Genomic DNA, 11,704 nt, shown 5'->3' on the forward strand with positions numbered 1-11,704 from the left:
CCTGAAACTGCGACTATTCGCGCCGCAGGAGCCGCTCGGTTACGAGCGACCCGATCATCTGGCTGCGGAACTTCGCCTTCATGCCGGGCGGGTCGTACATCGGGCTCTGCACCCATTCGAGAAAGCTCATGCCCGCGGGCTCGCCTTCCTCGAGATAGCGCTCGAAGGTGTAGTCCAGCACGCCGGTCTTGCCCTGCTTGATGTGCAGGTAGCGCAGATGGAGCTGGTCCATCGCCTCGCGGATGGTCTTGCCCTTCCGGAAGTGCATGTAGAGCACGCTCATGATGCCGGCACGGTCCGCGCCGGACTTGCAGTGCATCAGGGCGGGATACTCGATCGTCTCGAACAGCCGCTTGGCGCCGAGCACGCGCTGGACGCTGGGCACCTCACGCGAGGTGATGGTGAAGTCGACCATCGTCAGCCCCAGCCGATCGCAGGCGTCTTTCTCCAGGGCGTGGAAGCTGGCGTCGAAGCCACCCCGCAGGTTGATCACCGTCTTGATGCCGCGCGCCTTCCATAGCGCCAGCTGGTGGGGCCAGGGCTGGTTGGTCCGAACCAGCTCCTCCGAGATCCAGTGGGCGTTGGAAAAGCCCAGCCGCAGGTAGGCGTGGTCCTTCCAGAGGTAGTCCAGATAGGCCTTCACCCGCCCGCCCGGCGTGCTGAGGTCGAAGTCGTTCCGGACCGGCTGTTCGTTCATGGCCGCTAAGTAGGGCGAAGAGCCCGCCAGAGGAAGCCGCCCGCGCTTGACTTCGCCGCCCCAACGTCCGACCCCAGGCCCATGAGCGACAGCCCGCCCGAGCTATCTGGCCGCGACCTGATCGCGCGGGTGGCCAGGGCTTATCTCGCGCCCCGCTGGATGGCCTGGACGGGCGCCCTCGTGGCGGGGATCGCCGCGGCCTGGTTCACGACCCGGCTCGTGCAGATCCTCGAGCCGGCCACCAACGATCTGATGGTCAACCACAAGCCGGGCGCCCTGGTGGTCCTGCCGGTGACGATCGCCGTCTACGCCGTGCTCCGGGCTCTGTCGCAGGTCGTCCAGGCGACGCTGGTGAACCGGATCGGCAACGCGGTCGTGGGCGACATCCAGGTGCAGCTGTTCGGCAAGCTGGTGCGCGCCGACCTGGCGCGGCTGCGCAGCGCCCACTCCGGCTCCTACGTTTCCTCGGTGCTGTACGACGCCGGCCTGATCCGCGAGGCGGCGACGGCCGGCGTGATCAACTACACCCAGCATCTGCTGATCGTGATCGGCGCGATCACGGTGATGATCTCGAACGACCGCAACCTCTCGCTGCTGCTGATCGTCGCCCTGCCGCTGGCCAGCCTGATCATGCGCCGCTTCGCCAAACGGACCACCAAGGCGGCCAAGGGCGCCATGGCCGAGACCTCCGCCCTCTCGACGGCCATCATGGAGAGCCTCGACGGCGTCCGCGTGGTCAAGCTGGAGAACCGCGAGGCTTACGAGGAGCAACGAGTCGGCGACGTCGTCCGTCGGCGGCAGAAGCACCTCACCAAGGGCGCCGACGCCCGCGCCCGCGCCGCCCCGTCCACCGAGCTGCTCATGACGCTGATCACCGCGGCGGTGATCGCTTACGCCGGCTGGCGCTCCCAGCAGGGCGGCATGACGGTCGGCGCCTTCGTGGCGTTCATCGCCGCGCTGGGCGTGGCTTCGCAGTCGCTGCGCCAGCTCGCCAACCTCCAGACCGTGTTCGCCGAGGGCATGTCGGCGGCGCGGCGTCTCTTCGCGGCGCTCGATGTCGAACCCGAGGTTCGCGAGAAGGCGGGCGCCCGGCCGCTGCCGCGCGGCGAGGCCACGGTACGGTTCGAGGATGTCGGCTTCAGCTACGGCCGCGACGGCGCGCCGACGCTGAGCGGCGTCACCCTGGAAGCCCGACGCGGCGAGACCGTGGCCCTGGTCGGGCCGTCGGGCGGCGGCAAGAGCACCATCCTCAACCTGATCCCGCGCTTCTACGACGCCACCTCGGGGCGGGTGAGCATCGACGGCCACGACGTGCGCGACGTCACCCTCGCCTCACTGCGCGATCAGATCGCCCTCGTCACCCAGGAGCCGTTCCTGTTCGACGACACCATCCGCGCCAACATCTGCTACGCCCGCCCCGACGCGAGCGAACACGAGATCGAAGCCGCGGCGCGGGCGGCGGCGGCGCACGACTTCATTCTGGCCTTGCCGCACGGCTACGCGACGACGGTGGGTGAGGCCGGCGCGCGTCTGTCGGGCGGCCAGCGGCAGCGCATCGCCATCGCCCGCGCCTTCCTGAAGGACGCCCCGATCCTGCTGCTGGACGAGGCGACCAGCGCCCTGGACACGGAGAGCGAGGCCCAGGTGCAGGCGGCGCTGTCGCGGCTGATGACCGGACGCACGACCATGCTGATCGCCCACCGCCTGTCGACGGTGCGGGGCGCCGACCGCATCTATGTCATCGACAGGGGACGCATCGTCGAGACCGGCGACCACACGAGCCTGGTGAAGAAGCGCGGCCTCTATGCTCGGCTCGCCAAGAGCCAGCATCTCGAGGCCGAACCCGCTTGAAGAAGCTGCTGCGGAGCGACGGCGTCCAGGGCTTCCTGGGCTGGCTGCTGGGGACTTATCTTCGGGTCGTGCTGCGCACGGTCCGCTGGCGGCACGAGAACGTCGACTGCGTCGAGCCGGTGCTCGCCGACGACGCCACAGGGGCCATAGCCCTGTTCTGGCACGGCCGCATTCCCTTGTGCCTGGCCACGGCCCCGCAGTGGTGGCGGAAGCGCACGCGCTGCCTGGTTTCTCCCTCGGCGGATGGCGAGTTCATCGCTCAGGCGCTGCAGATGTCCGGCTTCCCGGCGATCCGCGTCTCCTCGGCGAAGAAGGGCGACTCGGCCAAGGCGCGCCAGGCGGTGGCGGCGATCCGCGACGCGACCGGCTGGGTCGCCGGCGGCGGCGCGCTGGTGGTCACGCCGGACGGCCCGCGCGGCCCAAACGAGATTATCCAGGCCGGCGCGCTGCAGATCGCCCGCCGGTCGGGCCAGCCGGTGTTCCTGATGGGCATCGCGGCGAACCCCGCCTGGCAGCTTCAGGATACCTGGGACAAGGTGATGTTCGCCGCCCCCTTCGGCCGCGGCGCCGTGGTCTGGGAAGGTCCGCTCTACGTTCCCCATGACGCCGGCGAGGCCGATATCGCCGGCCTGATCGCGGATTGGTCGGCCCGTCTCTCCGCCGCGACCCGGAGGGCCGAGGGCCTGGTCCGACGCCGCGCGTCGTCCGGGTCGCATTGATCCCGCACCCGGTTCGCGGGACATAGGCTCCTATGGCGCACGCCCACTCGCACCACCACCATGACCACGGGCATGATCAGCCCGATCATGACCATCATGGTCACGGCCACGCCCATGGCTTCGGGCGCCATCATCATCATCATCATGCGCCGACCGACATGGGCCGGGCGTTCGCCATCGGCATCGCCCTCAACATCGCCTTCGTGGTGGCGGAGGTCGCCGCCGGCCTGTGGACCGGCTCTCTGGCCCTGCTGGCCGACGCCGGCCACAACCTGTCCGACGTGTTGTCGCTGGTCATGGCCTGGGGCGCGACCGTGCTGGCGAAGCGGGCGCCGTCCGGCCGCCGCACCTACGGCCTGCGAAAGGCGACCATCCTTGCGTCGCTCGCCAACGCCGTGCTGCTGCTGGTGGCGGTGGGAGCCATCGTTTCGGAAGCCGCGCACCGCCTGCGCGAGCCAGCGAGCGTCGAGGCGCAGATCGTCATGCTGGTGGCGGGGCTCGGCGTCGTGATCAACGGCATCACCGCCGCCTTCTTCATGCGCGGCAGCCACTCCGACCTGAACGTGCGGGGCGCCTTCCTGCACATGGCGGCCGACGCGGCCGTCTCCCTGGCCGTGGTGGTGGGCGCGTTCGCCATGGCGCAGACGGGCCTGCTGTGGATCGACCCCGTACTCAGCCTGCTGATCGCCGCGGTCATCGTGGTCGGGACTTGGGGGCTGCTGCGGGATTCCGCCGATCTGGCCCTGGATGCGGCCCCGCGCGGCATCGACGTCGAAGAGGTCCGCCGCTGGCTGGCGGCCCAGCCGGGGGTCGCCGAGGTACACGACCTGCACATCTGGGCCATGAGCACGACCGAGACGGCGCTGACCGCGCATGTCTGCCGGCCGGAGAACGCCGACAGTGACGGCTTCCTGCACGCCGTCTGCGAAGGTCTGGAGCGGAGATTCAACATCATCCACGCCACCGTCCAGGTGGAGACAGACGCCGCCCACGTCTGTCGGCTGCGGCCCGCCGAGGTGGTGTGATCGCGCTCGCGCTCTACGGCGCGCTGACGGGGCTGTTCGAGCCCTTCGCGCCTCTCGCTCTGAAGGCGCGCGCCCGGCGCGGCAAGGAAGAGCCTGCCCGCCTCGGCGAGCGGCTGGGGCGAACGTCGCGACCACGGCCGCCAGGTCCGCTCGTCTGGCTGCACGGCGTCAGCGTCGGCGAGAGCGTCTCGCTGCTGCCGCTCGTCGAGGCGCTGCAGGCGGCGCGTCCCGGCGTCTCGATCCTGGTCACGTCCGGAACGGTCACCTCAGCCCAGGTCCTGGCCAAACGCCTGCCCGCAGGGGTGATCCACCAGTATGCGCCGGTGGACGCCCCAGGCGCCGTCGGCCGCTTCCTCGACCACTGGAGGCCGGAGGCGGCCATTTTCGTCGAGAGCGAGCTCTGGCCCAACCTCATCACCGCCGCTCGCCGACGCGGCGTGAAACTCGCGCTGCTGTCGGCTCGGATGACCGAGGCCAGCGCCCGCGGCTGGAGGCGCGCGCCTGGCGCGGCGCGAGCACTGCTGTCCGCCTTCGATCTCGTGATGGCGCAGGACGCCGCCACCGCCGAGCGCCTGTCGGCCCTGGGGGCCCAGCTCGGCGAGCCGCTGAACCTGAAGCGCCTGGGTCAAGCGCTGGCGGCGCACCCGCCCGAACTGACGCGGCTGCGCGATGGTCTGGAAGGACGGCGCATCGTCCTCGCCGCCAGCACCCATCCGGGCGAGGAGCGGCTGATCGTCGACGCACTGGCGGGCCTCGACGCGCTGCTGATCCTCGCTCCACGCCACCCGGAGCGAGGCGCAGCGTTGGCGGCCGAGTTCGGCGCTCCACGCCGCAGCGCCGGAACACTGCCGACCGGTGGGACCCGGATCTACCTCGCCGACACCCTGGGCGAACTCGGGCTGTTCTTTCGCCTGGCCGACGTGACCATCATGGGTGGCGCCTTCGTCCAAGGTGTCGGCGGGCATAACCCGCTGGAGCCCGCCCGCTGCGGCGCGGCGATCGTCACGGGGCCCCACGTGTTCAACGCCGCAGACCTCTATGCGGAGATGACGTCCGAGCGCGCGGCGGTGCAGGTCGCGGACGCCGCCGAGCTTCGGAGGGTGGTCGAGGCGCTGCTCGATGTTCCGCCGGCGCGAGAGCGGCTGGCGGAGGCGGCGCTGGCCTATGCCCGCCGTCAAGGCGCCCAGCTTGACCGCGCGATGGCCGCCCTCGAGCCCCTGCTGCCATGAAGCTCGCCACGCCCCGCTGGTGGTACAGCCGCGACCGCCGTGTCATGCCGATGACCCGCCGCCTGCTCACGCCGCTGTCATGGATCTGGGCCGGTGTCACGGCACGGAAGATCGCCAAGACGACGCCGTCCGATCCCGGCGCGCCCGTGATCTGTATCGGCAACCTCACCATGGGCGGCGCCGGCAAGACGCCGGTCGCACGCGAGATCGCTCGCCGGGTGAGCGGCCACGTGCTGACGCGTGGCTACGGCGGCCGGGAAGCCGGACCGCTGCGGGTGGATTCCACCCGGCACAATGCCGCCGATGTCGGCGACGAGCCGCTGATGCTGGCCACCGACTTGCCCGTCTGGGTGTCGCGGGACCGGCCTGCCGGCGCGAGAGCAGCGGCGGCGGCCGGCGCCCGCGTCATCGTCATGGATGACGGCCACCAGAACCCGTCTCTTAGGAAGACCCTGTCGCTGGTCGTCGTGGACGGCGAGACCCGGAACGGCGAGTGGCCTTTCGGCGACGGCCGGGTCTTCCCCGCCGGACCCATGCGCGAACCGCTGCAGGCGGGACTCGCCCGGGCCGACGCGGCCATCGTCCTGCTGCCGGCGGATCTCGACGCCCCCGACCCTGAACTGTTGCAGGCCCTGGCGGAGACGCCCGTCCTGGTCGCCCGGCTGCAGCCGGCGGCCCCGCCGCCGCCAGGCCCTGTCGTGGGCTTCGCCGGGATCGGCAAGCCCTGGAAGTTCGAGCGGGCGCTGCAGGCCGCCGGCGCAGACCTGGCGGACTTCGCCCCGTTCCCCGACCACTTCGCCTATGACGCGGCGACGCTGAAACTGCTGGCCGACCGCGCGGCGCAGTTCAACGCCGGCCTGGTCACCACCGAAAAGGATTGGGTTCGCCTGCCGCCGGAGTGGCGGCCCCGAGTGAAGCCCTGGCCGGTTCGCGTCGTGTTTGACGATGAGGCGGCCCTGGACCGCCTGCTCGCCGCCCTCTAGCTCGCACCCGCCTTCTGCGCGAAGGCCCAGCTGGTTTCGGCCAGCGCCTGGACGCGCGGCCCCATGTTGGCGGCGTCGGGGTGGTTGGCGGTGCCGTCTCGAACCCGGCCCAGGATGCCCTGGATGATCCCCGCCAGCCGGAAGGTGTTGTAGGCGAAGAACCAGTTGAGATCGGGCAGCCCCGAACGGCCGGTGCGCGCGCAGTAGAGCTCCACCGCCTCTTCGATAGTCGGGATGCCGTGGGCCTTCAGGTCCGGCAGCTGCGAGACCGTGCCGTTCACCCAGTTCATAAGCAGGTAGGCGAAGTCGGCCAGCGGCTCGCCCAGCGTGGCGAGCTCCCAGTCGAGCACGGCGGCGACGCGCGGCTCGGTCGGGTGAAAGATCATGTTGTCCAGACGGTAGTCCCCGTGGACGATCGAGGTGCGCTCCTGGTTGGGCACGGTCGCCGGCAGCCAGGCGATGAGCCGCTCCATCTCGGGGATCTCGCGGTCTTCGGACGCCTTGTACTGCTTGGTCCACCGGTCGACCTGGCGGGCCATGTAGTTGCCCGGCTTACCGAAATCCTCCAGGCCGATGGCGACGTAGTCGGTGTTGTGGAGGTCGGCCAGCGTGTTGATCTTCGCCTCGAAGATCGCCCGGCGCTCGGCGGGCGTGTAGGCCGGCAGGGTCTGGTCCCAGAGCACCCGGCCCTCGACGCAGTCCATGACGTAGAACCAGGTGCCGATGACGCCATCGTCGGTACAGAGCCCATAGGTCCTGGCGACCGGGAAGCCGGTCGGCCCAAGGGCGGAAATCACCTTGTACTCGCGGTCCACCGCATGCGCCGAGGGCAGCAGCTTGCCTGGCGGCTTGCGGCGCAGGACGTACTTCTTGGCCGGCGTGATGAGCTGGTACGTCGGATTGGACTGGCCGCCCTTGAACTTGCGGAGCTCCAGCGGGCCTTCGTAGCCGGCTACATTGGCCTGCAGCCATCGCTCCAGCGACGCCTGGTCGAACTGCTGGGCCTCGGGAACGGCTTCCGTGCCGGTGTTGGCCTTTTCGCGCTCCTGCTCGGCGGCGACGTCGGCGGTGACGGCCATGGCGTTCCCCTTCGTACAATTGTTTGAACCCTTGTAGCGACCGGTCCCTTGGGGGAGCAAGGCGAGAAGGGCGGACTTGACCTTGCGATGGGAAGCAGGTTTGCGGGAGGCCCATGGCGAGCGCCGACATCGAGGCCATCATCGAGATCGAGGGGCCACCCGAGCGCGTCTGGCAGGTGATGACCGACACCGCCCTGGCCTGGCGCTGGCTGGGCGCCTTCGGCTTCCGGCTCAAGGTCGGGCAAACCTTCGTGATGCAACCCAGCCGCCGGAGGCGCGAGACCGACGACCTGGCGGGCGCGATCCCCTGCCGGCTCGAGGTGATCGATCCGAACCGTCGGCTACGGTTCTCTTGGATGTATCCCGGCCGCCCGGCGACCGACGTCGCCATCGCCCTGACGCCGATCCATGGCGGCACCCACGTGCGCCTGACCCACGAGGGCTGGGAAGCCTACGAGGACGACGTCGACCCCGCCGACATGGAGGCCGCGCTCCTGGCTATCGGCGAAGCCTGGTCGGAGGAGGTTCTGCCGACCCTCAAGGCGCTGGTGGAGGGCTAGCGGGCCAGGGCGCGCCAGCCGATGTCACGGCGGCAGAACCCGTCGGGGAAATCGATCTTGTCGACGGCGGCGTACGCGCGATCCAGCGCGGTCTTAAGGTCCGGCCCGCGGGCGCAGACGTTCAGCACGCGGCCGCCTGCGGCGCGCAGGCTTCCGTCGGCCTCGCGCCGCGTGCCGGCGTGGAAGACGACGGCGGCCTCGGCGAGGTCGCTGTCCAGACCGCGAATCACGCCGCCGGCGACGGGCGTGCCGGGATAGCCCTTCGCGGCCAGCACGACACAGACCGCCGGCTCGTCACGCCACTTCGGCGCCGGCATTTCGTGCAGCGTCCCTTTCGCGCAGGCCTGGAGATAGGGCACGAGGTCGCTCTCGAGACGCAGCATCAGCACCTGGCACTCGGGATCGCCAAAACGGACGTTGAACTCCACGAGCTTGGGGCCAGTCCTGGTCGCCATCAGTTCCACGAAGAGGACGCCGCGGTACGGCGAACCGTCGGCCGCGATCCCGGCGAAGGCCGGCTCCACCAATCGCGTGCGGATCTGCTCCACCAGCTCGGGCGTGAAGACCGGCGCCGGCGAATAGGCGCCCATGCCGCCGGTGTTCGGCCCCTGCTCGCCGTCGAAGGCGCGCTTGTGATCCTGCGCCCAGCCGAACAGCATCGAGGTCTCGCCGTCGCAGAGGGCGAACAGGGAGCCGATCTCGCCGTCCAGGAACTCTTCCAGGACCACGCGGGCGCCGGCCGCGCCGAAGCGGCCGCCGAAAGCGTCGTCTATGGCCGCCTCCGCTTCGGCGCGCTCGTGCGCGATCACCACGCCCTTGCCGGCCGCCAGGCCGTCGGCCTTGATTACGTAGGGGGCTTCGAAGCGGTCCAACGCGGCCTTGGCCTCGTCCGCGCTCTCGCAAACCGCGTAGGCCGACGTAGGCAGGCCGTGGCGGTCGCAAAACGCCTTGGTGAAGGCCTTCGAGCTCTCCAGCTGACCCGCGGCGGCGCTGGGACCGAAGCAGGGGATCCCGGCGGCCTCAAGGGCGTCGCCGAGGCCCGCGTCCACGGCGGATTCGGGTCCGATCACCACCAGGTCCGCCGCGATCTCCCTGGCCAGCGCCACCAGGCCATCGACGTCTGTCGCCGAGACCGCGCGCAGCTCGGCCTGGGCCGCCATGCCGGGATTGCCCGGCGCCGCCACCAGCCGGGTGACGAGCGGCGAGGCCGCGATCTTCCAGGCGAGAGCATGCTCACGGCCGCCGGAGCCGACGAGAAGGATGTTCATGGGGGGCCGCTTTGGCGGGCGGCCCCCTCGCGGTCAAGCCGCTTTAGGCTTCGAGGTCCAGCGCGTAGCCGGCCGAGCGGACGGTGCGGATCGGATCGCCGCCCGCCGAGGCGTTCAACGCCTTGCGCAGCCGGCCGATGTGAACGTCGACGGTGCGGGCCTCGACATAGACGTCGGAGCCCCAGACGGCGTCCAGCAACTGCTCGCGGCTGAACACCCGGCCGGGATGCTGCATGAAGTGGTCCAGCAACCGGAACTCGGTCGGCCCCAGGTGAACCTCGGACCCGTCGCGCTTCACGCGGTGGGCGACCCGGTCGATGACGATGTCGCCGCAACGGACCCGATCCTCGGCGAGCCCGGGGCGCAGACGACGCAGCACGGCTCGGATCCGCGCGGCCAGTTCGCTCATCGCGAAGGGCTTCACCACATAGTCGTCGGCGCCGGTGTCCAGGCCGCGGATCCGGTCCGTCTCTTCGCCACGCGCCGTCAGCATGATGATCGGCACATTGCGGCTCTCGGCGCGCTGGCGAATGCGGCGGCAGACCTCGATCCCGGAGACCTTGGGCAGCATCCAGTCGAGCACCACCAGGTCGGGCAGCCGCTCCTGGATCTGGAGCAGAGCCTCCTCGCCGTCGCCGGCGAGCGTGACCTCGTAGCCTTCCTTCTCGAGGTTGTACTGCAGCAGCGTGGCGAGGCTGTCCTCGTCCTCGACCACGAGAATGCGGGGCGTCACGGCGCGGAACCTCCTTCGAGTGCGTCGGTCTTGGGCCGGGCGCCGGAGATCGTGTCCTCGCCCGTGATCTCGTAGTGGATGAGCTCGGCGATGTTGGTCGCGTGGTCGCCGATGCGTTCGAGGTTCTTCGCCGCGAACAGCATGTGCGTGCAGGCGGTGATCGTGCGCGGATCGCCCATCATGTAGGTGAGCAGTTCGCGGAAGAGGCTGTTGTAGTGCTCGTCGACCTCGTCGTCCTGCGACCAGACCGACAGCGCACGCTCCATGTCCGAGCGGCTGTAGGCGTCGAGCACCGCCGTGAGGCGGTTCAGCACCAGCTTGCCCATCCGCTCGATGGAGCGGGTGAGCGGCGTCATCGGCTCCTCTTCGAGGATCACCAGGGTGCGCTTGGAGATGTTCTTGGCCAGGTCGCCGATCCGCTCGAGGTTGTTGGCGATCTTCATCGCCGCCACCGTCTTGCGCAGATCGTTGGCCATCGGCTGGCGCAGCGCGATCAGCCGGATCGCCCGCCGCTCGATGTCCCGCTCGGCCACGTCCAACCGCTCGTCACGCGCGACGACGGCCACGGCCAGGTCCTCGTCGCGCCTGACCACCGCCTGCAGGCAGTCGGCCACCGCCGCCTCGGCCAGGCCGCCCATGCGGACGGTCTCGGCGGTAAGCGCGTTCAGCTCGTCTTCGTACGATTTGACGATGTGTTCGTTCATCGGAGCCATCTCACCCGAACCGGCCGGTGATGTAGTCCTGGGTCCGCGTGTCCCGCGGGTTGGTGAAGATCTCGTCCGTGTTGCCGGACTCGATCAGCTTGCCCAGGTGGAAGAAGGCGGTCTTCTGCGAGACCCGCGCGGCCTGCGCCATCGAGTGGGTGACGATGACGATGCAGTACTCCTCGCGAAGCTCGTCGATCAGTTCCTCGACGCGCGCCGTGGCGATGGGATCGAGCGCCGAGCAGGGCTCGTCCATCAGGATCACCTCGGGGTTCACGGCGATGGCGCGGGCGATCACCAGGCGTTGCTGCTGGCCGCCCGACAGGCTGGTGCCCGGCGCCTGCAGGCGATCGGCCACCTCGTTCCAGAGGCCGGCCCGCTTCAGCGACGTTTCGACGACGTGCTCCAGCTCGCGCTTCCCCGTGGCGATGCCGTGGATGCGCGGACCGTAGGCGACGTTCTCGAAGATGCTCTTCGGGAACGGGTTCGGCTTCTGGAACACCATGCCCACCCGGGCGCGCAGCAAGACGGGGTCGATGCTGCGGTCGTTGACGTCCTCGCCGTCCAACTCGATCCGGCCGGTGACCCGGGCGGTGGCGATGGTGTCGTTCATGCGGTTGATGCAACGCAGGAAGGTGGACTTCCCGCAGCCGGAGGGGCCGATCAGGGCCGTGACAGCCTTCTCGGGCACGTCGAGCGAGGCGTCGAACAGCGCCTGCTTGTCGCCGTAAAAGACGTTGACGTCGCGGGCGCGCAGCTTGGCTGGCGCATCGACCGCGTGCGCCGACTGCGGGCGCAGCTCGATGTGGACCGGGCCGTCCTTCGAGCCTTCGGGTTGGCTGAGCATGTTGGACCT

At 69.9% G+C, this 11,704-nt stretch carries 12 protein-coding genes; 6 read left to right on the top strand and 6 right to left on the bottom strand.

Annotation, left to right across the window (positions count from 1 at the left end; genetic code table 11):
- Positions 1–13: 13 nt before the first annotated feature.
- The gene (locus LRS10_RS03680) at positions 14–697 is read right to left on the bottom strand and encodes a protein tyrosine phosphatase (RefSeq protein ID WP_257836064.1); all 684 of its coding nucleotides are present in this window, start codon (positions 695–697) and stop codon (positions 14–16) included.
- 81 nt (positions 698–778) lie between these two features.
- Here LRS10_RS03680 and LRS10_RS03685 point away from each other — a divergent pair, with 81 nt between their 5' ends.
- The 5 genes from LRS10_RS03685 to lpxK are packed head-to-tail and all read left to right on the top strand — an operon-like array spanning position 779 to position 6,504.
- Positions 779–2,548: an ABC transporter ATP-binding protein gene (locus LRS10_RS03685; RefSeq protein WP_257836065.1), complete on the top strand. Its 1,770-nt coding sequence runs from the start codon at positions 779–781 to the stop codon at positions 2,546–2,548.
- A complete protein-coding gene (locus LRS10_RS03690) occupies positions 2,545–3,267 on the top strand; it encodes a lysophospholipid acyltransferase family protein (protein WP_257836066.1) in 723 nt (240 codons plus the stop codon). Before LRS10_RS03685 ends, LRS10_RS03690 begins: the two co-directional genes overlap by 4 nt.
- Before the next feature lie 32 nt (positions 3,268–3,299).
- Complete coding sequence (locus LRS10_RS03695) at positions 3,300–4,292, top strand: cation diffusion facilitator family transporter (protein ID WP_257836067.1); 993 nt, start codon at positions 3,300–3,302, stop codon at positions 4,290–4,292.
- Complete coding sequence (locus LRS10_RS03700) at positions 4,289–5,521, top strand: 3-deoxy-D-manno-octulosonic acid transferase (RefSeq protein ID WP_257836068.1); 1,233 nt, start codon at positions 4,289–4,291, stop codon at positions 5,519–5,521. Before LRS10_RS03695 ends, LRS10_RS03700 begins: the two co-directional genes overlap by 4 nt.
- Positions 5,518–6,504 (top strand): tetraacyldisaccharide 4'-kinase, encoded by a 987-nt coding sequence (gene lpxK / locus LRS10_RS03705; protein ID WP_257836069.1) that lies wholly within the window; start codon positions 5,518–5,520, stop codon positions 6,502–6,504. Before LRS10_RS03700 ends, lpxK begins: the two co-directional genes overlap by 4 nt.
- On the opposite strand, the gene LRS10_RS03710 is transcribed toward lpxK, so the two are convergent.
- Positions 6,501–7,583, bottom strand: coding sequence for a phosphotransferase family protein (locus LRS10_RS03710; RefSeq protein WP_257836070.1), 1,083 nt, complete (start codon positions 7,581–7,583; stop codon positions 6,501–6,503). The two genes, lpxK and LRS10_RS03710, sit on opposite strands and share 4 nt — an antisense overlap.
- A gap of 113 nt (positions 7,584–7,696) precedes the next feature.
- On the opposite strand from LRS10_RS03710, the gene LRS10_RS03715 reads away from it, so the two are divergent.
- Positions 7,697–8,143 carry an SRPBCC domain-containing protein gene (locus LRS10_RS03715; protein WP_257836071.1) on the top strand — a complete coding sequence of 149 codons (447 nt, stop codon included), beginning with the start codon at positions 7,697–7,699 and terminating at the stop codon, positions 8,141–8,143.
- Here LRS10_RS03715 and purD read toward each other — a convergent pair.
- Genes purD through pstB form a run of 4 tightly spaced genes read right to left on the bottom strand, consistent with a single transcriptional unit; the run spans position 8,140 to position 11,695 of the window.
- Positions 8,140–9,411, bottom strand: a complete 1,272-nt coding sequence (purD, locus tag LRS10_RS03720) for a phosphoribosylamine--glycine ligase (RefSeq protein ID WP_257836072.1) — start codon at positions 9,409–9,411, stop codon at positions 8,140–8,142. The two genes, LRS10_RS03715 and purD, sit on opposite strands and share 4 nt — an antisense overlap.
- Positions 9,412–9,454: 43 nt before the next feature.
- A complete protein-coding gene (phoB, locus tag LRS10_RS03725; protein WP_257836073.1) occupies positions 9,455–10,144 on the bottom strand; it encodes a phosphate regulon transcriptional regulator PhoB in 690 nt (229 codons plus the stop codon).
- The gene (gene phoU, locus LRS10_RS03730; protein ID WP_257836074.1) at positions 10,141–10,848 is read right to left on the bottom strand and encodes a phosphate signaling complex protein PhoU; all 708 of its coding nucleotides are present in this window, start codon (positions 10,846–10,848) and stop codon (positions 10,141–10,143) included. The genes phoB and phoU overlap by 4 nt, the downstream gene beginning before the upstream one ends.
- Positions 10,849–10,858: 10 nt before the next feature.
- Entirely contained in the window at positions 10,859–11,695 is an 837-nt protein-coding gene (gene pstB, locus LRS10_RS03735; protein ID WP_257836075.1) for a phosphate ABC transporter ATP-binding protein PstB, read from the bottom strand.
- Between the last annotated feature and the right edge of the window lie 9 nt (positions 11,696–11,704).

This window comes from Phenylobacterium sp. J426 (assembly GCF_024699945.1).
Classification (GTDB): domain Bacteria; phylum Pseudomonadota; class Alphaproteobacteria; order Caulobacterales; family Caulobacteraceae; genus Phenylobacterium.

What these genes read in the sequence shown, in the direction of transcription:
- LRS10_RS03685 (WP_257836065.1), top strand. Translation starts at nt 779, where the DNA reads ATGAGCGACAGCCCGCCCGAGCTATCTGGCCGCGACCTGATCGCGCGG.
- phoU (WP_257836074.1), bottom strand. Translation starts at nt 10,848, where the DNA reads ATGAACGAACACATCGTCAAATCGTACGAAGACGAGCTGAACGCGCTT.
- LRS10_RS03715 (WP_257836071.1), top strand. Translation starts at nt 7,697, where the DNA reads ATGGCGAGCGCCGACATCGAGGCCATCATCGAGATCGAGGGGCCACCC.
- LRS10_RS03680 (WP_257836064.1), bottom strand. Translation starts at nt 697, where the DNA reads ATGAACGAACAGCCGGTCCGGAACGACTTCGACCTCAGCACGCCGGGC.
- LRS10_RS03710 (WP_257836070.1), bottom strand. Translation starts at nt 7,583, where the DNA reads ATGGCCGTCACCGCCGACGTCGCCGCCGAGCAGGAGCGCGAAAAGGCC.
- purD (WP_257836072.1), bottom strand. Translation starts at nt 9,411, where the DNA reads ATGAACATCCTTCTCGTCGGCTCCGGCGGCCGTGAGCATGCTCTCGCC.
- lpxK (WP_257836069.1), top strand. Translation starts at nt 5,518, where the DNA reads ATGAAGCTCGCCACGCCCCGCTGGTGGTACAGCCGCGACCGCCGTGTC.
- pstB (WP_257836075.1), bottom strand. Translation starts at nt 11,695, where the DNA reads ATGCTCAGCCAACCCGAAGGCTCGAAGGACGGCCCGGTCCACATCGAG.
- LRS10_RS03695 (WP_257836067.1), top strand. Translation starts at nt 3,300, where the DNA reads ATGGCGCACGCCCACTCGCACCACCACCATGACCACGGGCATGATCAG.